This window comes from Micromonospora sp. NPDC006431, assembly GCF_042870725.1.
GTDB lineage: Bacteria > Actinomycetota > Actinomycetes > Mycobacteriales > Micromonosporaceae > Micromonospora.
Genome location: NZ_JBIAHQ010000020.1, coordinates 53,587 through 73,197, shown reverse-complemented (window position 1 = coordinate 73,197; position 19,611 = coordinate 53,587). Strand labels below are relative to the sequence as shown.

Below are 19,611 nucleotides of genomic sequence, written 5' to 3'. Positions count from 1 at the left end.
CTCCTCGTAGGCGACGGGACGTACGCGGTGGGCGGTGCGCGGTGATTTCCGCCCGCGTGACCATACCCGCCCGGACCGACCGGGCGACGGCCGCCGGCCGACCGGTTCCGGCCCGGTCCGGGTCAGTGGCCCGGCTCATACGGGTAGCCTTCTGTGACGTGTACCGGTTCCTGCTGACCCCGCGCTGGCTGGGCTACCTCGCGCTCACCCTGGTCGCCGCCGCGGTGATGGTGTTCCTCGGCAACTGGCAGCTGGACCGCTACCGGGGCCGTACGGCGATCAACGAGCGGATCGACGCCGGCTCCACCATGACCCCCGCGCCGCTCCGCGACGCCTTGCCCGCCCCGACCGGTGGGCCCGGCACCACCGGCCCGGCCCCGGCCGACCAGCTCACCTGGTCCAAGGTCACCGTCACCGGCCGGTACGACACCTCGAACCTGGTCCTGGTCCGCGGCCGCACGATCGGTCGGGAGGTCGGCTTCGAGGTGCTCACCCCGCTCGTCCTCGAAGACGGCACCGCCGTGCTGGTCAACCGGGGCTGGATCCCGCCCGCCCCGGGCGGCGACGCCACCGCCCAGCCGCAGGTGCCGGTCGCGCCCAGCGGCGACGTGACGGTCACCGGCCGGGTGGCGGCCAGCGAGAGCGGTGGCGGCGCGGTCGACCGGCGCAACGGCAAGCTGGAGACCCGGCGGATCAGCCTCCCCCGCCTCGCCAGGCAGCTGCCCTACCCGGTGGCCGGCGGCTACGTCCTGCTCGACCAGCAGACGCCGGCCGCCGACCCGGCCTTCCAGGCCGTCCCGATCGGGCACACCAACAACTGGCAGAACTTCGGGTACGTGGTGCAGTGGTGGCTCTTCGCCGCCATGAGCCTCTTCGGCTACGGCTGGGTGGCGCGCCGGGAGGCGCGGCACGCGGCCGGCCTGGACAAGCCGCGTAAGCCGGTCGACCGGGCCGCCGAGCCCGCCGCCACGTGACCGACGCCCACTGATCGGGCCGGTCCGCCGGCGAGCACACTGCGGCGTCGGGGGCGTCCCGCGTACCGCCTCCGGCGCCGCCGACTCACCCGGTGGGCCGCCCGGCGTGGATGGCCCGGACGGCGTCGATGGTGTCGGCCTCGGCGGCGGTCTTGTCGTCCCGGTAGCGCACCACCCGGGCGAACCGCAGCGCCACGCCACCCGGGTAGCGGCTGCTGGTCTGCACCCCGTCGAACGCGATCTCGACCACCTGCTCGGGGCGGACCCGGACCACCCAGTCGCCCTTCTCCACGGCCAGGTCGAGGAAGCGCTCGGTCTGCCAGCGCAGCAACTCGTCGCTGAGCCCCTTGAACGTCTTGCCGAGCATGACGAACTCGCCGGTGTGCGGGTCCCGGGCGCCGAGGTGCAGGTTGGAGAGCCAGCCCTGCCGGCGCCCGCTGCCCCACTCCACGGCCAGCACCACGAGGTCGAGGGTGTGCCGGGGCTTGACCTTGACCCACGCCGAGCCGCGCCGGCCGGCATCGTAGGGGGCGGCCGGGTCCTTGACCACCACCCCCTCCTGACCGGCGTCGACCGCGGCCGCGAAGGCGGCGCCGGCCTGCTCCGGGCCGTCCACCTCCATCCGCCCGACCAGCAGTGACGGGTCGACCGCACCGGCCAGCGCGGCCCAGCGTTCCCGGCCGGGCAGGTCGATCAGGTCCACCCCGTCGAGGTGCAGCAGGTCGAAGAAGTACGGGGTAAGCACCGTGTCGCCGGTGCGCTCGGCGGCGGCGAGCACGGCCGGGGCCACCGCCGTACCGCCGGTGGTGCTGGGCGTGGTGCGCCGGGCGGCCCGGCTGGAGGTCTCCTGGAAGGGCACGGGGCGGCCGGTGGCGTCCAGCCCGATCGCCTCGCCGTCGAGCACCAACTCCCGCGCCGGGAGGGCGCGGACGGCGGCCACCACCTCGGGCAGCCGGGCGGTGATGTCGTCCAGGCTGCGGGTGAAGACCGCGATGTCCTGCCCGGAGCGGTGCACCTGGATCCGGATGCCGTCGAGCTTCACGTCGACCACCGCCGGGGTGCCGGTGGCGGCGAGCGCCTCGTCCACCGAGGGGGCGCTCTGCGCCAGCATCGGGGCCAGCGGACGGCCCACCTGGAGCCCGAAGCCGGCCAGCGCCGCCGCGCCGCCGGAGAGCGCCGCGACCGCCACCTCGCGCAGGTCGCCGGCGAGCAGCAGGGCCCGCCGGACGGCCGCCAGCGGCACCTCGGCGGCCCGCGCCACCGCGTCGGCGAGCAGGCCGGCCTGGGCGCCCTGGCGCAGCTCACCGCTGAACAGGCCGACCAGCAGCCGCTGCTCGTCGGCGGTGGCCGCGCCGAAGAGTCGGCCGAGCAGCTCGCGGCGGCGGGCCTGCGAGCCGGCACCGCGGACCGCCGCGAGCTCGTCGATCGCCGCGTCGACGCCCGCCACGGTCAGGGTCGGCTCGGCGGCCGGCGGCGGCAGGTCGCGCAGGCTGGCCCAGCCCACGCCGGTCTGCCGTTGGCGCAGCTCACCGGCGAGATAGCCGGCGCCCGCCGGGACCTCGGCCGGGTCGAGCGACCGCAGCGCGGCGGCGAGCAGCTCCACCTTGGCCCGCCGGCCGCTGGTGGCGCCCACCGCGGCGGAGGTGGCCGCCAGGTCGAGGAACCGCACGTGTCCCATCCTGCCAGCCACCTCCGACGGGATGGCGCATCCCGGCCGGGCGACGGGTCCCGCGCGCCACCCGGCCGGGACGTGTTCCACTCCTGGTGCGCCAAACTGCGGCATCCGGACCGGACCGGACGCACCAACGTGCCGCAACCGGAGTGGATCGAACCGGGAAACGGCGGGCGCGGCGGAGCCGGCCCGGTCAGGCCGAGACCGGCTCCTCGATCCGCAGGCCACGCGCGCGGACCTCGTCGGCGATCCGGGTGAGCAGCGTGTCGAGCGCGACCAGCGCGGCGGAGAGTTCGCCGAGCTGTTCCTTGAGCGTGTCCTCGGGCCACGCGGAGACGTCGACGTCCCCCAGAGCACTCACGGCGGCCTGGAGCCGCGCCATCTCGTCGTTCGTACGCATGTTCGAGAGGCTATAACACCCCCGCGCCCGACACACGGCAAACTGCGACATCGGCTGCGAAGTTACGCTTCCGACACCGGGCGGGGCCGGAAACTAGCCCCGGTTCGCGCCCGCCTCGGCGACCTTCGCCAGCAGCAGCGCCTCGGCCAGGCAGACCCGGGCGAACTCGCCCAGGTGCAGGCTCTCGTTCGGCCCGTGGGCCCGGGCGTGCGGGTCCTCGACGCCGGTCACCAGGATCGCCGCCTCGGGGAACATCTCCTGGAAGGTGGCGATGAACGGGATCGAACCGCCGACGCCAATGTCGACCGGGTCGACGCCGTCCCAGGCGCCCCGGAAGGCCGCCCGCGCCGCCTCGAACATCGGCCCGGTGGCGTCGATGACGCAGGGGGCGCCGTCGTGCTCGAAGGTCACCGTCACCTGCGCGCCCCACGGCGCGTGCTTCTCCAGGTGGGCGATCAGCGCCGCGTACGCCTGCTTCGGGTCGTCGCCCGGCGCCAGCCGTACGCTCAGCTTGGCCTTGGCGGCCGGGACCAGCGCGTTCGGCGCCTCCCCGGTGGCCGGGGCGTCGATGCCGAGCACCGCGAGGGCCGGCTTGGTCCAGAGCCGGTCGGTGATCCGGCCGGTGCCGAAGAGCTCAGCCCCGTAGACCAGCCCGGCCTCGGCGCGGAACCGGTCCTCGGGGTAGTCGACCGTGGCGCCCTCCCGGCCGACGAGGCCCTCGACGGCCACGTTCCCGGCGGCGTCGTGCAGCGTGGCGAGCAGCTTGGCCAGCGTGGTGAGGGCGTCCGGCACGGCGCCGCCGAACATGCCGCTGTGCACGGCGTGGTCGAGGGTGCGCACCTCGACGAAGCAGTTGACGATGCCGCGCAGCGAGGTGGTCAGCGCGGGCACGCCGACGTCCCAGTTGGTCGAGTCGGCGATGACGATGACGTCCGCGGCCAACTCCTCGCGGTGCGCGATGAGCAGCTGCTCCAGCGAGTCCGAGCCGTACTCCTCCTCGCCCTCGATGAACAGGACCACGCCGACCGGGAGCCGGTCGCCGAAGGCGCGCAGCGCGGCGATGTGCGCCATGATGCCGGCCTTGTCGTCGGCCGCGCCCCGGCCGTAGAGGCGGCCGTCCCGCTCCACCGGCTCGAACGGGTCGGACTCCCACAGCGACAGGTCGCCGACCGGCTGCACGTCGTGGTGGGCGTACATCAGCACGGTGGGCGCGCCGGGCGGGGCTGGCTTCTTCCCGATCACCGCCGGCTGGCCGCCGGAACGCACGACCTTGGTGTCGAGGCCGCAGCCGCGCAGCAGCTCCGCCACCGCCTCGGCGGAGCGCTCCAGGTGCGAGTGGTCGAAGCCGTCGAAGGCGATGCCCGGGATGCGGACGAGGCGTTCCAGGTCGGCACGGACTCCGGGCAGCTCACGCTCGACGGCGGCCCGTACCTCGGACTCGGACATGATCGGTGTGGTCATGACCGGCATCGTATGCCGGCCTTACCGGGGTCACCGCCCGAGCCCGTCCCCGTGACCTGCCCGCAGAGCACCCTCGCCGGGACCCGGTGGCGCCGGTACCGGTGCACCAACCACCTGACGGGTGCGCGGGACCCGGTCTGGTCGGGGGCGGCGGACGTAGTACCGGTCGGCGTCGTGCGGCAGGGTGGGCGCGGCGTCGACCACAATGTCCACCACGGCTTCGGTGCCGTCGGCGGCGAAGTGCGCCCGCTCCCCGACGTGCCAGCGGCGCAGCTCGGGCAGGATCTCCGCGCCGTCGCGGGCGAGCGCGCGGGACAGCCGCAGCTCCGCGGGCGCGGTGACGAACACCGACAGGGTCAGCTCCGGCCGGATCGCCGCGCGGGCGGCGCTCACCCCCTCGACGATCAGCACCGGCCCGGCGGGCACCGGCACCGCCCCGTCCAGGAAGCACCGCCGCAGCCAGCTGTACCGGCGGTAGGCCCCCGGCCGGCCCGCGCGTACCGGCGCGAGCACCCACCGCTCCAGCCGGGGCCAGAAGGTGAGCTGGTCGTCCCAGCCGTCCAGCAGGTCGTCGGTGCGGACCACCGGCGGCCGCTCACCGCCGGACAGCGCGGCGAGGGCGTCCGCGAGGCGGGTCGCGAACAGGCTCTTCCCCGCGCCGCTCGGCCCGTCCACCGCCACCAGTCGGGTACGCCCCAGCCGCGCCGGCGCCGCGAGCACCCGCCGCGCCAACCCGGCGTACGCCTCGACCACCGCCACCACCGCCGTCACCCGACCGACGCTAGCGCCGCCCGCCGGCGTTCATCCCGCCGCCCGCCGCCACGTCTTCGGCCGGCGGGTGGATGCGCCTGCCCGAGGGCACCGTTTCGATGGCGTACCGGTGCCGCGAGGAGCCGCCATCGCGGGCCGTGCTGCCTGGCCGCGCCGACGGCCGCCCGTGAGCTCCGCCCGGGCTGCGGACCACCGCGTGGCGGCCGGGCTACCGCTTCCGTGGCACGGGAAGTCCCCCGTCCGCTGGATCCTGTGGTGCAGCGAGCCGTTCGCCGGTCGGGTCGGCGTCGTCACCGGCATCATCGGGTGGTGCTCCATGATGTGATGTGTCCGGGCGTCGACGCCCTGCTGGAACAGGCCCGGGCCGGGCTCCACCGGCTGACCCCGCACGAGACCGTCGAGGCGGTCCGCAAGGGTGCGCTGCTGGTCGACACGCGTACCGAGGCGCAGCGGCGCGAGCAGGGCGAGCTGCCGGGGGCGATCGTGATCGAACGGACCGCGCTGGAGTGGCGGCTGGACCCGGCCAGCGCCTGGCGCATCCCGGAGGCGACCGGGTACGACCGGGTGGTCGTGGTGGTCTGCCGCCACGGCTACAGCTCCAGTCTGGCCGCGGCGAGTCTCCAGACGCTCGGCCTGCGACATGCGACCGACATGATCGGTGGGGTGCAGGGATGGCAGGAGGCCGGACTGCCGATGTCCGAGCGCCCCGCCGACGTGCGCTACTGAGACCCGGGTTCGGTCATGGGCGGGGCGCCGGGCGGGATGAACGGCAGGCCCGGCGGTGGCCCGGACTCGACCAGCCGCCAGAGGGCTTCGGTGTCCAGGTGCTCCTCGACCAGGTCACCGAGGAGATCCAGGGTCCGTTCGCGGGCGGCGCCGAACGCGGTGTCCGGGGCGACCTTGAAGCCCGTCCGCCCGGCCATCCCGGCCACCTCGGTGAGGAACCGGCGGCGGAAGGCGTCGGACTCGAAGGCGCCGTGCCAGTGGGTGCCGTGCACCGGGCCGAGCCGGGCGCCCTCGCCGGTGCCGTCCGCGTACCTCAGCAGCGGCGCGAGCCCCGGGTCGGCGGCGGAGACCTGCCCGTGGTGGATCTCGTAACCGTGGACCGGCACGTCCCCGGCGGCCGTGCCGGCGGCGCGGCGGACCGTCTTGTGCGGGTCGAAGGTGATCTCGACGGGCAGCAGCCCGAGCCCGGGGACGCTGCCCTGGCGGCTCTCCACCGGGTCGTGGATCACCCGGGCGAGCATCTGGAACCCACCGCAGATGCCGAGCAGCGGCCGGCCGGCGGCGGCGTGCGCGCGGACGGCGTCGGCCAGGCCGGTCTCCCGCAGCCAGGCCAGGTCGGCCACGGTCGACTTCGAACCGGGGAGCACCACCAGGTCGGCGGCGGCCAGCTCGGCCGGCTCGATCGTCAGCCGCACCCGGACGCCGGGCTCGGTGGCGAGCGCCTCGACGTCGGTGGCGTTGCTGATCCGGGGCAGCCGGACCACCGCGACGTCGAGCCAGTCGGTGCCCCGAGGCGCCGCCGGCCGGCCGAGCACCCGGCCGTACGCCAGTGAGTCCTCGGCGTCCAGCCAGAGGTCCAGCTCCCAGGGCAGCACCCCGTACGTGGGCCGGCCGGTCACCCGGCGCAGCATGTCTGGCCCCGGCTGGAGCAACCCCAGGTCGCCCCGGAACTTGTTGATCACGAAGCCGGCGACGAGGGCCTGGTCGGCCGGGTCGAGCAGCGCGACCGTGCCGAACATCGAGGCGAACACGCCGCCCCGGTCGATGTCACCGACCACGATGGTGGGCAGCCCGGCCTGCCGGGCCAGCCCCATGTTCACATAGTCGCCGGCCCGCAGGTTGATCTCCGCAGGGCTGCCGGCCCCCTCGCAGATCACCACGTCGTACGCGGCCCGCAGCTCGTCCAGCGCCCGGTACGCCGTCTCGGCGAGCCGGGGACGCAGCTGGCGGTAGTTGCCGGCGGTGACGGTGTCGACGGCCTCGCCGAGCAGCACCACCTGGCTGGCGTGGTCGCTGCCCGGCTTGAGCAGCACCGGGTTGAAGCGGAGATCCGGAGCGAGCCCGCAGGCGGCGGCCTGCATCGCCTGGGCCCGGCCGATCTCGCCGCCCCGCCCGTCCGGGCCGACCACCACCGCCGAGTTGTTGGACATGTTCTGCGCCTTGAACGGCGCCACTCGCACGCCCTGGCGGCGCAGCCACCGACAGATACCGGCGGTGAGCACGCTCTTGCCGGCGTCGGACGTGGTGCCGGCGACCAGCAGCCCGCCGCTCACCGCCCAATCCCCCGTCGCACCGGTCCGCCCAGCCCGCGCAGTGCGGCGCGGCCGGCGGCGCCGACCAGCCGGCCCACGGTCAGCGGGTACCCCGCGGCGAGGCCGAGCGCGGCCAGGCCGACCGCGCCGGAGATCCGGGCGGCCCGCTTCAGGTGCCGCGCCTCCGGCCGGGGCCCGTCACCGAGGAACGGCCGGGTCTCCGAGCGCCCGAAGTAGACGTTCCGGCCGCCCAGCCGCACGCCGAGCGCCCCGGCCATGGCGGCCTCGCACTGCCCGGCGTTCGGGCTCGGGTGGTCGTTGCGGTCCCGGCGCCACACCCGCCAGGCGGACCCGCGGTCCCCGTGCGCGATCGGCGCGACCGCGATGGTGAGCAGCCCGGTCAGCCGGGCCGGGACCAGGTTGAGCAGGTCGTCCAGGCGGGCGGCCGGGGTGCCGAAGCGGGCGTGGCGGGGTGAGCGGTGACCGACCATCGCATCGAGCGTGTTGGCCGCGCGGTAGCCGAGCAGGCCGGGCAGCCCGGCGACCGCGCCCCAGACCAGCGGCGCGACGACCGCGTCGGAGGTGTTCTCGGCGACCGACTCGACGGTGGCCCGGGCCAGTTCCGGCTCGTCCAGCGCCGACGGGTCCCGGCCGCAGAGGTGGTTGAGCCGGCGACGGGCACCCGGCAGGTCGCCGTCGCGCAGCGCCCGCGCCATCAGCGTCGACTCGCGGCGCAGGGTGCGACCACCCAGCACCGTCCAGGTGCCGGCGGCCACCAGCACCGCGCGGGCCACCGGCCGACGCCGGGTGGCGAGGGCGGCGGCAGCGCCGAGGAGCACCGGCGTACCGACGGCGAGCGCGGTGAACGCCGCGCCCGCGGGCCGCTCGGGCCGGTAGATCCGCTGCTCCAGCGCGCCGGCCGCCCGACCGAAGCCGGCCACCGGATGCCACCGGCGCGGATCGCCGAGCAGCGAGTCCAGGGCATAGCCCGCCACCAGCCCCGCCGCGTTCGCCATGGCGGTCGCCTGCCGCACCCCGCACCACCTCCGGCCGGCCAGCCTAGTCGTACGGCGGGGTGGCCACGCCGGCGTCACCACCCCGCTCCCCCGTGCACGACCCGACGATCAGGCGGGCACCGGCGTCCGCCGGCCGCGCCGGCCCCGGCCGGCTGGTGTGACCCCCTCGACGTCGCGCTCCGGGGCGGGCTCGCCCGTGCCGTCGCCGGGCTCGGGGGCCAGTTCGTCGTCCGCCGCCTCGTCGGCGGTGCCGGCGGTGCGGCCGTCGAACGGGTCGGCCAGCTCGTCGAGGTCATCCGCCGGTCCGTCCGGGTCGCCAGGCACGCCGTGCCCCGCGCGCGGGGCGTCGAACTCCGGCAGTTCGAAGTCGTCGTCGAACGGCCGGTCGTCGAGCGAGGCCGGCGTCTGTGCCACCGGCACCGGCTCGGTCGCCTCGCCCTGCACCCGGCGCTCCGCCTCGGCATCCTCGACGGTGCTGGTCGTCATGCTCGGCCGGTTGCGCAGGAACCGGGCCCGCCCCCGGGACAGGTCGTGCCCGACCGCGACCGCCTCCAGCTCGTAGAGCGTGCGGTGATTGCCCGCGTCGTCGGTCCAGTCGCGGGTGTAGAGGCGACCGGCGACGACCACCGGGTCACCGACCGCCACCGAGGCGGCCACCCCCTCGGCCAGCTTCCGCCAGCAGTTCACCCGCACTCGCAGGCTGTTCCCGTCGACCCAGCGGCCGGAGTCCCGGTCGAGGCGGCGGGCGGTGGAAGCGACCTTGAAGTTGGCCACCAAGGTGTTGCTCTGGGTGGTACGGCGCCACTCGGGCGCGGTCAGCACGTTGCCGACGATCGTGACGTAGGTGTCGAACATCGTCCCTCCACGGAGACTCGGCTTGTCGGACCGAGCCTCGACCGGCGGCGTCCCGGCCACCAGCCGCGCCGCCCCGGCTGTGGACGACGGACCGGCCTGTGGACAACGACCTGATCAAGGCCCCGTCTGCTAGCTGCCGTCGACCCGGTGGCGCCGACCTGCGCCGCCACCTGATCGAACGGGCCGGCGGGTGCGGCGGTTCCGGACCGGTGCGGGCGGACGGGGCAGGCCAGCAGGGCGGGGGCTACCGCCGGGTAGCTTGGCGGCGTACCGTCGGGTCGTGGAACCGGACGTGCTGGGGCCGCCGTACGAGCGGCGGACGATCGACCTGGGCACCGACGACGAGGGGCCGGTCGTCGCGACCCTGGTCCGCCGGCGGGCCGAGCGCCCCACCGGCCGGGCCGTGCTCTACGTCCACGGCTTCGTCGACTACTTCTTCCAGACCCACGTGGCCGACTTCTACGCCGCGCGGGGCTGGGACTTCTACGCGCTCGACCTGCGCAAGTACGGCCGCAGCCTGCTGCCGCACCAGACCCCGAACTTCTGCCACGACCTCAGCGACTACTTCCCCGAGCTGGACGCCGCCGCCGAGATCATCCGGACGGACGAGGGGCACGACACCCTGCTCGCCATGGGCCATTCCACCGGCGGCCTGATCATCTCGCTCTGGGCCGACGCCCGCCGGGACGCCGGCCTGGTCGACGGGCTCTTTCTCAACAGCCCGTTCTTCGACATCAACGCACCCTGGCTGGTCCGTCGACCCCTCGCGGCCGCCGTCTCCCGGCTGGGCCGGCGGGCGCCGCACCGCATCCTCCCGTTCGGGCTCGGCACCGTGTACGGCGAGAGCCTGCATGCCGACCACCGCGGCGAATGGCGGTACGACCTGGCCTGGAAGCCACTCGCCGGGTTCCCGGTGCGGGCCGGCTGGATCAACGCCATCCGCGCCGGCCAGCGGCAGCTCCGGGCCGGCCTGGACATCCCCGTGCCCGTGCTGCTGGCCTGTTCGACGCGCAGCTACCGGGGCACGAAGTGGCACGAGTCGGCCACCCTCGCCGACGCGGTGCTCGACGTGGAGCACATGGTCCGCTGGGCGCCCCGGCTCGGCCGGCACGTCACGCTGGCCCGCTTCGACGGCGGGCTGCACGACCTGACGCTGTCCGGCCCCGCCGTACGCGAAAGGGTCTTCGCCGAGGCCGGGCGGTGGGCCGAGGCGTTCCTCGGCGCCGGGCCGACCGAGCCGGCGCCGGACGGCCCGCCGGCGGCTCGGCTACCGGTCGAGGACCGGGCCGGCGCGACGGCCGACGGCTGAGCCGACGGTCAGCGGTAGCCGGCGGTGGCCGCCGCGAGCGCCGACCGGATGCGGTCGAAGGTCGCGACCGGATGGCCGCCGTCCGCGCCGGGCAGCACCAGGCCGAGGCAGCGCAGCGCCAGCTCGCCGCCCGGGGCCGCCTCGACGGCGAACACCGGCGCGCCGACGTACCCCGTGGGCAGCTCGGCGGTGACGCACAGGTCGTCGCCGACCCGGGCGACCCGCTCGACCACCGCCTCCAGCAGCCGCGACCCGTCCTCGGCGACGCCGAGCGCCAGCACGAACGCCGAGCCGGGCTCCGCGCCCACCCGGGCGACCGCGTCGGCCCCGGCAGCCACCGCTTCGGTGACCTGCTGGGTACGCCAGTGCCAGCCCCGGTCCTCGGCGTGCCCGTGCAGCCCGCCGGTGGGCATGGCGGCCAGCCCCACCTCCGGAAGGTGCAGCCACTGACCGGCGAAGTCGGGCAGCAGGATGGCGTCCGACGCCACGCCCGCCGGCTCGGTGACGCTCGGCCGCAGACCGATCTCCCCGTACGGCGCCCCGGCGCACGCGTCCGCGGTCAGCAACCACTCGTGCACCACGTCCCCGTCGTCGGTCGAGCCGACCAACTCGGTGTAGAAGAAGGCGGTACCGTAGCCGTCGGCGGCCGCCCCCGGTCGGTCGAACCGGCTGACGGGCAGGATGGCGCGCCCCAGGAGCTGGCACAGCTCGTGGACGACCTCGTTCTCGGTTTCCTGGTCGAGCAACACGACGCAGAGGGTACAAACCGGGCCGGACGCTCGGCGGGCGGGGCTAACCCGGGTGCCGGTGCCGGACTCCTCGTGCGACCCTGATCACCGACGTGGCCCGCGACCACCCGTTCCTCCGGCAAATCCGGCGACGGCGGTACCCTCTTGGCGCGACACGTCGACGCGCGCCCGTAGCTCAGCGGATAGAGCAGGGGACTTCTAATCCCAAGGCCGCAGGTTCGAATCCTGCCGGGCGCACCACCGTCACCCCAGGTCAACGGCTTGTCGTTGCCGACCCGCTCGGTCACCAGCGGGTGGTCCGCTGGCGGGGCCACTGCTGGTGCTGCTTGCCGGCGGGGTGGGCGCCGCCCTGGTGCCGCTGCTGTTCGTGCCAGCCGGCCTGGTTGGCGAGGTTGCCACGAAGAGCGGACGGCTTCCCCTGAAGTTGCTGATCGCGGTCGCCGTCGCCACTGTGCTGGCCACGATCTACGTTGCCATCGTGGCAGTGGCAACCGACGTACCGATCGTCGGCACATTGTTGGCATGCCTGGGCGGCGTAGTCGCCGTGCTCGGCCCCACTGCGGTCTACGTCGGCGTCGCCCACGGCGTGCTGAAAGCCAGTTCGATCTGGCGGCGTTTTTGGCCGCCGGCACCTGCGGTCCACACCTAGCCCGCAAGAGGTCAGCCGACGGCGCGGGAGAGGTTGAGATGTCGAGTGGGCTCCGGAGCTAGGCCTCATCGGTACGGGTCGTCATGCCGGGGCAACCAGACCATGTATCCCCTCGTCACCTTGGCCGCAGATCGAGAGTGGGTGAGGCGGCGGCCACGGGACGGGCCGCCGCCTCGCCGCGCCGGCTCCGGCGCGGATCGCGACCCGGCGGTCGACCCAGGGGGGCGGGTCGGCCGAGCGGGCCGCGGTGTCGACGCCGGGCGGGCGATGGGGGGGTGTGGCCGACCCGACGTCATGGATCAGATGAATCTCATGCGATCGTTCCGTGCCCTCAGCGCCGACTGCCGGCCGAATGTCACACCGTCACCGACGGGCACCACGACCGGACGGACGGCGACGGGCACCGGGCGGGGGCAGCATGACGGTACGTCATGCCCGGAGGGTAGGAGGGCCGGGCAATTGGCACGGTCCCGACCGAAAAAGGGATGAGCCGCCCCCGGAAGCTCGTCCACCATCGACGGATGCCGCAGCATCGACCGGCCGAGCCGGACATCCAGCGCTACTACACCGAGGTCTTCGCCGAGGCGGAGCGGTTGGACCGTACGCCGCAGGGACGCCTGGAGGCGAGGCGGACCCGGGAGCTGCTGACCCGGCTGCTCCCACCGCCACCGGCCGCCGTGCTCGACGTCGGCGGCGGCCCCGGCACGTACGCGGGCTGGCTCGCGGCGGCCGGTCACCGGGTGCATCTGGTCGACCTGGTGCCGGCGCACGTGGCCGCCGCGCGGGCGGCGTACCCGGAGCTCACGGCGACCGTGGGCGACGCCCGCGACCTGCCGTTGCCCGACGGCGCGGCCGACGCGACGCTGCTGCTCGGCCCGCTCTATCACCTGACCGAGCGCGCGGACCGGGTGGCCGCGCTGCGCGAGGCGGCGCGGCTCACCCGGCCCGGTGGGCCGGTCGTCGCGGCGGTGATCAGCCGCAACGCGGCCGTGATCGACCTGACCGCGCAGGGGCGGGTGGACGACCTCACCTGGGCGCGCCTGCTCGGGGCGTACGCCACCGGGGTGAACGACCCGGAGACGGGCTTCACCACCGCCTACTTCCACCGGCCGGAACAGGTGGTGGACGAGTTCACCGCGGCCGGGCTGCCGGCGCCCCAGCTGTACGGGGTGGAGGGTCCACTCTGGCCGCTGCTGAACGCAATGGACACCGGCCCGGAGGACCGGCTCTTCGCCGACGCGATGGCCTGCGCGGAGACGTTCGAGCGGGATCCGGCGGTGCTCGGCGCCAGCGCGCACCTGCTGGCGGTCGCGTCGGTCTGACCCGGCCGACCAGGTCGCCGAAGTGGCGGGATCCGCCTCCCGACGCGGCGCCACATCGCCGAGTTGGCGGGAACAGACCACCCGGCACACCGCCGCATCGCCGATGGCGGACGGCACCGGCCGACGACGGTGACGGCGACCCGCCACGTACGGAGGGTGACCAGTTGCCGTTTGGCATGTTATTCTCCGGCGTCGATCTAGGCCGCCCGGACCCGACCGGGTCGCTGCCGGAAGGACACCCTCCCCATGCCGGTCGTTGCCGCCACGACCTCGCCGCCGAGCCCGCTGGACCGGCCGGCCGGCGGCGCGTTCACCGTCGTCTTCACCACGCTGCCGGCGCTGCTCCGGCTGACCTGTGGCCTGGTCTGCTCGGTGGTGGCCCTGGCGGTCCGCACCCCGCCGGTCCGGGTGGCGCTGCTGGTGCCGGCGGTCGCCGTGCTGACCGGCTGGTCCGTCTGGTACGCCGTCCGCGCGCTGCGGCACCGGATCACCGCCGGGCTGGTGGCCGGCGATGTCGCGCTCTCGGCGGCGGCCGGGTTGGCGATCCCGTGGCTGGTGGCGCCGGAGGTGCTGCCCGGCGAGGTGAGCTGGGTCGCGGTGCTGGCCAGCGCCACCGTGATCAACGCGCAGGCCACTGCCCCGGCCCGCTGGTCGGTTCCGGCCAGCCTGCTGGTCACCGCCGGCTACGCGGCCGGCGCGACCGCGGCGGGCAACCCGGTGGAGGCGCAGGCACACGCGACCACGTTGCTGGTGCAGACCGGCCTCACGGCGGTGCTGATCGCGGTGGTGCGGCGCCGGATCGGGCGCGCCGACGCCGCCTTCGCCGACTACCAGCGGCTGGCCCGGGAGGCGGTGATGGCGCGCTCCACGCGCGAGGCCGAGCGGCGACAGAACCGGGACCTGCACGACACCGCCCTCGCCACGCTGACCATGCTGGGGCTCGGCGCGGTTTCCGGCCCGTCGGCCGCGCTGCGCGAGCGGTGCGCGGCGGACCTGCGTACCCTCGCCGCCCTGGCGGACGCGCGGTCGGCGCCGCCGGCCGGCGTGATGGCGCTGGACGACCGGCTGCGGGCGGTCGTCGCCCGGCTACCCGAGCTGCCGCTGTCCGCGGCGCTGACCCCGTGCGCGGTGCCGCCGGAGGTCGCCGAGGCCCTCGCCGACAGCGCCGCCGCCGCGCTGGCCAACGTGGTCCGGCACGCGCCGGGCGCGTCCGCCGCGCTGCGGCTGGCCCGGGACGCCGACAGCGTCGTGGTCGAGGTGACCGACGACGGTCCGGGCTTCGACCCGGCCACGGTCCCGGCCCACCGGTACGGGCTGCGCGAGTCGGTCCACGGTCGCATGGCGACCGTCGGCGGGCGCGCCGAGGTGACCTCCGGCCCTGGTGCGGGCACCCGGATCCGGCTGGAGTGGACCGGTGAGCACTGACCTCGACGCGCGCGCGGTCGGGCCAGCCGACCGCCTCGCGCCGATCCCGGCCCCGGGCGCTCCGGCCCCACCCGACGCCGCGGGGGCGGCGATCGCGGTGGCGAGTGCCTCCGACCGGGCCGCCCGGATCGCGGCGGTCACCATCGCGCTCGCCTGGCACCTGGCGATCGACCTGCCGGCGCTGCCCGGCGCCGGGTCCTCCCCCGCCGCCTCGGCGGTGGTCGCCGCCGGCTGGCTGGTGACCGCGGCGGTCGGCGTGCTGGCCGGCGTACGCCTGCTGCGCGGTGGCCTGCCGCCCGCCTGGCGGCTGGCGGCGGTGTTGCTGGTGGTCGACGCGGCGGTCTTCGCGGCGGTCGGCGGCGGGCAGTTGTTCGCCGCGGCGAACTGGGCGTGGGGCGGCCTGGTCTGGTTCTTCCCGCTGGTGCTCTGGCGACGGCCGGTCCGGTGGCTGCTGGCGCTGCTCGGCGCGCACGCGGTGATCGCCCTCGCCGCGCTGCTCGGTTCAGGCGCCACCGCCCCGGCCGACCTGGCCCGCTACGCGATGTACGTCTACGCCGTGTCGTCGCTGCCCGTCGCGGTCTTCGTCGGCGGCGTCGCGCTCGCCGCCCTGGCCCAGGCCAGGGCCGGCACGGCCGCGGCGGCGCTGGCGGTCGAGGCCGAACGGGTGGCTGCGGAACGGGCCCAGGCGGAGCGGCGAGCGCGGCTGGCCCTGGCCAGCGGCACCGCCGAGGAGGTGCTGGCCGCCCTCGCCGCCGGCGACGCCGACCCGGCCGACCCGGAGGTACGCCGCCGCTGCGTGCTGGCCGCGGCCCGGCTGCGCCGGCTGATCGTCGAGTCGGACGACGTGCCCGACCCGCTGCTGCACGAGCTGCGCGCCGCCGCCGACCTGGCCGAACGGAACGGCCTGCCGATCGAGCTGGTCGCCGTCGGCGTCCCGCCGGAGCTGCCCGTCGAGGTACGCCGGCGGTTGGCCGACCCGCTCACCGCGGCGCTCGCCGACGCCCGGGATTGGGCCCGGCTTACCGTGGTGACCGGCCCGGACGAGGTGGTGGTCAGCCTGGTCACGCCCGACCACGACGGGCCCGACGCGAGCGGGCCGCCAGGCCCGACCGGTCCGCGGGAGGCGGACGGGGACGGGAACGGGCCGGTGGATCACGTACACGAGCGGGACGGGGAGATCAGATGGACGCAGACCCGGTGGCGGCGGACGTGACCGGCGGGCGGCCCATCGGCGTGGCCATCGTGGACGACCACCCGGTGGTGATCGACGGGGTAAGCGCCTGGCTGGCCAGCGAGCCGAGGCTGCGCGTACTGGCCACCGGGGACGACCCGGACGCGGTGCTGCGGGCCGCCCCGGAGGCCGAGGTGGTGCTGCTCGACCTGCGGCTGCACGGGCGGATGGCGTTCGACAAGCTCGCCGAGCTGAGCGCCGCCGGCCGCCGGGTGGTGGTCTACTCCCAGCACACCGACCCGGACACCATGCTCGCCGCGCTGGACGCGGGGGCGGTCGCGTTCCTGGCCAAGCACGAGGGGCGCGAGCACTGCGTGGCGACCGTGCTGGCCGCGGCGAGCGACCGCCCGTACGTGCCGCCGGCGCTGGCCGGGGCCATGGTGGGCGATCCCCGGCCGGACCGGCCGGCCCTGTCGGACAAGGAGCGCGAGGCCCTGCTGCTGTGGTTCCAGTCGATGTCGAAGGCGTCGGTGGCCCGCCGGATGCGGATCAGCGAGCACACCGTGAAGCAGTACGTGGACCGGGCGCGGATCAAGTACACCCGGGCGGGCCGGCCGGCCGCCACGAAGGCGGCGCTGCTCGCCCGGGCGATCGAGGACGGCCTCGTCCGGCCGGAAGAGATCGGCATCTACCGGTCACAGGCGTCCACCGACCGGCCGACCCCCTAACGGCTGTCATGACAACCACCACGGCGTGGGCCAGGCTCGACGTACCGCCAACCGTCCCCGGGAGGTCGTGACCGTGCAGGAGGACGCCGCACCGTTCTTCATCGGACCGCACCGCTTCGACGCGGATGGGGACCCCGCCCGTCCCACCCTCGACCGGCGATACGCGCTGGTCCCCGAACCGGGCGAGCAACTGCTCGGGCAGCACCGGCTGCGGATCGCCGGGCAGCTGCTCGGTCCCACCGAGAACGCGCCCGCCTGGCACCTGCCCGCGCCGGCGACGGTCACCGTGACGGACCGGCGCCTCGCGTATGTCTGCACCGGCTCCGAACTGGCCCTGGTCTCGGGGCGGGACGGCCGGACAGGTGCCCGGCACCGGCGGTCGCTCCGGCTGTCCCGTCTGGTCAGTGGCCAGATCCGCTGGCAGTGGCCGTCCCGGCTGGAGCTGGCCGAGGGCCCGGACGACGAGGTCGAGCTGCTGTTGGTCTGCGACGCGCTGCGCACCATCCGGCAGCCGGCCCTCGCGCTGGCCGGCCCGGACGCCCTGATCGTCGCGCTGGCTCGCCAGGTACGCCGCGCGGTGGCCGCGTTCCGCCTGGTGCACCCCGAGCTGGTGGACCTCTCCCCGCCGGAACGGGACACCCTGCTGACCCGAGTGGGTGGCGCGCCCGGCCCGGCCCGGGGCTCGCTGACCATGCCCGGTTCACTGCCGGTGGAGTTTCTGTCCCGGGAGGACTACTACCGACCGGCGGCGACCGAGGCGGCGGCCTGGCCCCGGGCGACCTCCCCGGCCCGGGTGGGGCCCGGTTCCGCCTGCTGACCCTCAGCTCAGCGCGGGCCGGTCGGGGCGGCCCCGGGCCCGCAGCCGGCGGTCAGGAGGTGGCAGCGCGAGGGCCTCGGCGGTCCAGCGCGGCGGCCTCCTCGGGCGTGGGGGCGGCGCCGCCGAGGTGGGCGGGCTGCCACCAGGCGTCGTCGGGGCCGGCCGGCTGCTCCGGGTACTCCCGCTGGGCCCGATCCACCAGCGCGCTGAGCCGGTTCTTCAGCTCGGCCGTCATCGTGGCGGCGTCCGGGTAGCCGGCCGGGTCCATCGGCTCCCCCACCAGGATGCTGATCGGGGTGTGCCGGCGGGTGAGGGTGCGCGGGCGGCCCTTGGTCCACAGCCGCTGGGTGCCCCAGAGTGCAACCGGCAGCAGCGGCACGGCGGCCTGCTGGGCCATCCGGGCGGCCCCGCTCTTGAGCTCCTTGACGGTGAAGGAGCGGCTGATGGTCGCCTCCGGGAAGACGCCGACCACCTCGCCGCGCCGCAGCGCGGACACCGCGGTCTGGTACGACCCGGCGCCGGCCGCCCGGTTGACCGGGATGTGCTTCATGCCCCGCATGAGCGGCCCGGAGACCTTGTGCCGGAAGACCGAGTCCTTGGCCATGAACCGGACCAGGCGGCGGGAGTCGCGCGCGCCGTAGCCGCAGAAGATGAAATCCAGGTAGCTGACGTGGTTGCTGGCCAGCACCGCCCCGCCGGTGCGCGGCACGTGATGGCTGCCCTCCACCCGTAGGCGCAGGTCGAGGACCCGGAACATCGTCTTGGCGGCGGCGATCACGGGCGGGTACACGAGCTCCGGCATCCGCCGACTTTACCCCGAGTAGGTTACGCAACCGTAGGAACGGATCGTGCGATCGGATCTGCGGGGCTCTGCCCTGGGCAGAGCCGGGTCGCGGGCCGGCCCGGGACGGGCCAGCATGGCGGGATGACCGAACGCGGAGTGCTGCTCTGGATCCACGGTGGCGGCTGGCGGGCCCGGTACCACGAGGACGGCGCGGCCCTGGCCCCGCTCGGGCTCCGGGTGGTCGCGGCGACCTACCGGTTCGTGACCGAGGCCCACTGGCCGGCCCAGCTCGCCGACGTCCGCGCGGCGGCCCGGGCCGCCCGGGCCGCGGCGGACGGGCTGCCGCTGCTGGTCGGGGGCGACTCGGCCGGCGGGATGCTCGCCCTGCACCTCGCCCTGCGAGGAGTGGACCGGCCGGGCGACGTCGCGGCGGGGCTGGCGTACTGGGCGCCGGTCGACCCGCTGGACCCGCAGTGGCGGCGGCTGCGCGCTCACGACGACCCGTGGGCGGACCTGCTCGGCCACCCGCCCGCCGCGGGCGACCCGGCCACCGTCGACGCCACGGTCGCGTCCCACCTCGGGTCCGGCGCACCGGTGCTGCTGGTGCAGGGGCGCGAGGACGCGTCGGTGCCGGCCGCGCAGTCGGTGGCGCTGGCCGGGCAACTGCTCGCCGCCGGGCACCCGGTGCACACCTGGATCACCCACGGCGGGCACGCCCTCGACCTGGCGCGTCCGGACATCCAGGCGGTCACCGCCGCGTTCCTGGACACCGTCCTGCCGCCCGCCTGACCCGACTACCGTCAGGGCATGCCCGACCTCGCCGCGATCGTCATCCACTGCCGCGACCCGTACCTGCTCGCCCCGTTCTGGAGCGCGGTGACCGAGCTGCCCGTGGTCGAGGAGGACCGGGTGAAGCTCGCCGACCGGTCGCTCGCGCCGACCGAGGCGGTGCTGCTGCGCGACCCGTCCGGGCACCGGCCGGACATCTGGATCAGCCCCGCCGACGACCTGCCGACCCGCGGCCGGATCCACCTGGACCTGGCCGGCGACGCCGAGGAGCGGGCGGCGGTGCTGGCGGCGGGGGCGACGGTGGTCCGCGAGCTGCCCCGGTGGACCGTGCTGGCCGACCCGGAGGGGAACGAGTTCTGCCTGCTGCCCCGCACCCAGGCCCACGCCGACCCGCTGGTGCCCGGCCGCTGAGCACGCGGCGGCGCCGCCGGCCCGGCGGTCGGCGGCGCCCCACGGTCGCG

Annotated in this window: 19 protein-coding genes, 1 tRNA gene and 1 pseudogene; 12 read left to right on the top strand and 9 right to left on the bottom strand. The window is 75.7% G+C overall.

Going from position 1 to position 19,611, the window contains the following annotated elements:
• Positions 1 to 158: 158 nt before the first annotated feature.
• The gene (locus tag ACFYM6_RS27685; RefSeq protein WP_387280150.1) at positions 159 to 974 is read left to right on the top strand and encodes an SURF1 family protein; all 816 of its coding nucleotides are present in this window, start codon (positions 159 to 161) and stop codon (positions 972 to 974) included.
• A gap of 85 nt (positions 975 to 1,059) precedes the next feature.
• On the opposite strand, the gene ACFYM6_RS27680 is transcribed toward ACFYM6_RS27685, so the two are convergent.
• The 4 genes from ACFYM6_RS27680 to ACFYM6_RS27665 all read right to left on the bottom strand — a co-directional run bounded on the left by ACFYM6_RS27680 (position 1,060) and on the right by ACFYM6_RS27665 (position 5,278).
• Positions 1,060 to 2,652: an ATP-dependent DNA ligase gene (locus ACFYM6_RS27680; protein ID WP_387280148.1), complete on the bottom strand. Its 1,593-nt coding sequence runs from the start codon at positions 2,650 to 2,652 to the stop codon at positions 1,060 to 1,062.
• Between the two features lie 187 nt (positions 2,653 to 2,839).
• Positions 2,840 to 3,046, bottom strand: coding sequence for a hypothetical protein (locus tag ACFYM6_RS27675; RefSeq protein WP_357440937.1), 207 nt, complete (start codon positions 3,044 to 3,046; stop codon positions 2,840 to 2,842).
• Positions 3,047 to 3,139: 93 nt separating this feature from the next.
• Positions 3,140 to 4,492, bottom strand: coding sequence for a dipeptidase (locus tag ACFYM6_RS27670; RefSeq protein ID WP_387280220.1), 1,353 nt, complete (start codon positions 4,490 to 4,492; stop codon positions 3,140 to 3,142).
• A gap of 45 nt (positions 4,493 to 4,537) precedes the next feature.
• Positions 4,538 to 5,278, bottom strand: coding sequence for a uridine kinase (locus ACFYM6_RS27665; protein WP_387280146.1), 741 nt, complete (start codon positions 5,276 to 5,278; stop codon positions 4,538 to 4,540).
• Between the two features lie 324 nt (positions 5,279 to 5,602).
• Between ACFYM6_RS27665 and ACFYM6_RS27660 the strand changes: the two genes are divergently transcribed.
• On the top strand, positions 5,603 to 6,004 hold the full coding sequence (locus tag ACFYM6_RS27660; RefSeq protein ID WP_073836632.1) for a rhodanese-like domain-containing protein: 402 nt from the start codon (positions 5,603 to 5,605) through the stop codon (positions 6,002 to 6,004).
• On the opposite strand, the gene ACFYM6_RS27655 is transcribed toward ACFYM6_RS27660, so the two are convergent.
• The 3 genes from ACFYM6_RS27655 to ssb form a co-directional block, all read right to left on the bottom strand.
• On the bottom strand, positions 5,998 to 7,557 hold the full coding sequence (locus tag ACFYM6_RS27655; protein ID WP_387280145.1) for a cobyric acid synthase: 1,560 nt from the start codon (positions 7,555 to 7,557) through the stop codon (positions 5,998 to 6,000). The two genes, ACFYM6_RS27660 and ACFYM6_RS27655, sit on opposite strands and share 7 nt — an antisense overlap.
• The gene (locus tag ACFYM6_RS27650; RefSeq protein ID WP_387280143.1) at positions 7,554 to 8,570 is read right to left on the bottom strand and encodes a cobalamin biosynthesis protein; all 1,017 of its coding nucleotides are present in this window, start codon (positions 8,568 to 8,570) and stop codon (positions 7,554 to 7,556) included. Before ACFYM6_RS27650 ends, ACFYM6_RS27655 begins: the two co-directional genes overlap by 4 nt.
• A gap of 90 nt (positions 8,571 to 8,660) precedes the next feature.
• Positions 8,661 to 9,407, bottom strand: a complete 747-nt coding sequence (gene ssb / locus ACFYM6_RS27645) for a single-stranded DNA-binding protein (RefSeq protein ID WP_387280141.1) — start codon at positions 9,405 to 9,407, stop codon at positions 8,661 to 8,663.
• 280 nt (positions 9,408 to 9,687) lie between these two features.
• Here ssb and ACFYM6_RS27640 point away from each other — a divergent pair, with 280 nt between their 5' ends.
• Positions 9,688 to 10,716, top strand: a complete 1,029-nt coding sequence (locus ACFYM6_RS27640) for an alpha/beta hydrolase (RefSeq protein ID WP_387280139.1) — start codon at positions 9,688 to 9,690, stop codon at positions 10,714 to 10,716.
• An 8-nt stretch (positions 10,717 to 10,724) separates the two neighbouring features.
• Here ACFYM6_RS27640 and ACFYM6_RS27635 read toward each other — a convergent pair whose 3' ends face one another.
• Complete coding sequence (locus tag ACFYM6_RS27635; protein WP_387280137.1) at positions 10,725 to 11,465, bottom strand: hypothetical protein; 741 nt, start codon at positions 11,463 to 11,465, stop codon at positions 10,725 to 10,727.
• A 164-nt stretch (positions 11,466 to 11,629) separates the two neighbouring features.
• Here ACFYM6_RS27635 and ACFYM6_RS27630 point away from each other — a divergent pair.
• The 7 genes and pseudogenes from ACFYM6_RS27630 to ACFYM6_RS27600 all read left to right on the top strand — a co-directional run bounded on the left by ACFYM6_RS27630 (position 11,630) and on the right by ACFYM6_RS27600 (position 17,577).
• A tRNA-Arg gene (locus ACFYM6_RS27630) sits at positions 11,630 to 11,705 on the top strand.
• Between the two features lie 52 nt (positions 11,706 to 11,757).
• Positions 11,758 to 12,114: pseudogene (locus ACFYM6_RS27625) on the top strand (hypothetical protein); the annotation flags it as partial.
• A gap of 521 nt (positions 12,115 to 12,635) precedes the next feature.
• On the top strand, positions 12,636 to 13,436 hold the full coding sequence (locus ACFYM6_RS27620; RefSeq protein ID WP_387280135.1) for a class I SAM-dependent methyltransferase: 801 nt from the start codon (positions 12,636 to 12,638) through the stop codon (positions 13,434 to 13,436).
• 246 nt (positions 13,437 to 13,682) lie between these two features.
• Positions 13,683 to 14,861 (top strand): sensor histidine kinase, encoded by a 1,179-nt coding sequence (locus ACFYM6_RS27615; protein ID WP_387280133.1) that lies wholly within the window; start codon positions 13,683 to 13,685, stop codon positions 14,859 to 14,861.
• A 43-nt stretch (positions 14,862 to 14,904) separates the two neighbouring features.
• Entirely contained in the window at positions 14,905 to 16,074 is a 1,170-nt protein-coding gene (locus tag ACFYM6_RS27610) for a hypothetical protein (protein ID WP_387280218.1), read from the top strand.
• Positions 16,044 to 16,760: a response regulator gene (locus tag ACFYM6_RS27605; protein WP_387280131.1), complete on the top strand. Its 717-nt coding sequence runs from the start codon at positions 16,044 to 16,046 to the stop codon at positions 16,758 to 16,760. Before ACFYM6_RS27610 ends, ACFYM6_RS27605 begins: the two co-directional genes overlap by 31 nt.
• 73 nt (positions 16,761 to 16,833) lie before the next feature.
• Positions 16,834 to 17,577: a hypothetical protein gene (locus tag ACFYM6_RS27600; protein WP_387280216.1), complete on the top strand. Its 744-nt coding sequence runs from the start codon at positions 16,834 to 16,836 to the stop codon at positions 17,575 to 17,577.
• 52 nt (positions 17,578 to 17,629) lie between these two features.
• Here the strand turns inward: ACFYM6_RS27600 and ACFYM6_RS27595 are convergent, their stop codons facing one another.
• Positions 17,630 to 18,379: a lysophospholipid acyltransferase family protein gene (locus ACFYM6_RS27595; protein ID WP_387280129.1), complete on the bottom strand. Its 750-nt coding sequence runs from the start codon at positions 18,377 to 18,379 to the stop codon at positions 17,630 to 17,632.
• Positions 18,380 to 18,502: 123 nt separating this feature from the next.
• On the opposite strand from ACFYM6_RS27595, the gene ACFYM6_RS27590 reads away from it, so the two are divergent.
• Together ACFYM6_RS27590 and ACFYM6_RS27585 are read left to right on the top strand one after the other, a co-directional pair.
• Positions 18,503 to 19,150: an alpha/beta hydrolase gene (locus ACFYM6_RS27590; protein WP_387280127.1), complete on the top strand. Its 648-nt coding sequence runs from the start codon at positions 18,503 to 18,505 to the stop codon at positions 19,148 to 19,150.
• Between the two features lie 18 nt (positions 19,151 to 19,168).
• Positions 19,169 to 19,561 (top strand): VOC family protein, encoded by a 393-nt coding sequence (locus tag ACFYM6_RS27585; protein ID WP_387280125.1) that lies wholly within the window; start codon positions 19,169 to 19,171, stop codon positions 19,559 to 19,561.
• Positions 19,562 to 19,611: the final 50 nt, after the last annotated feature.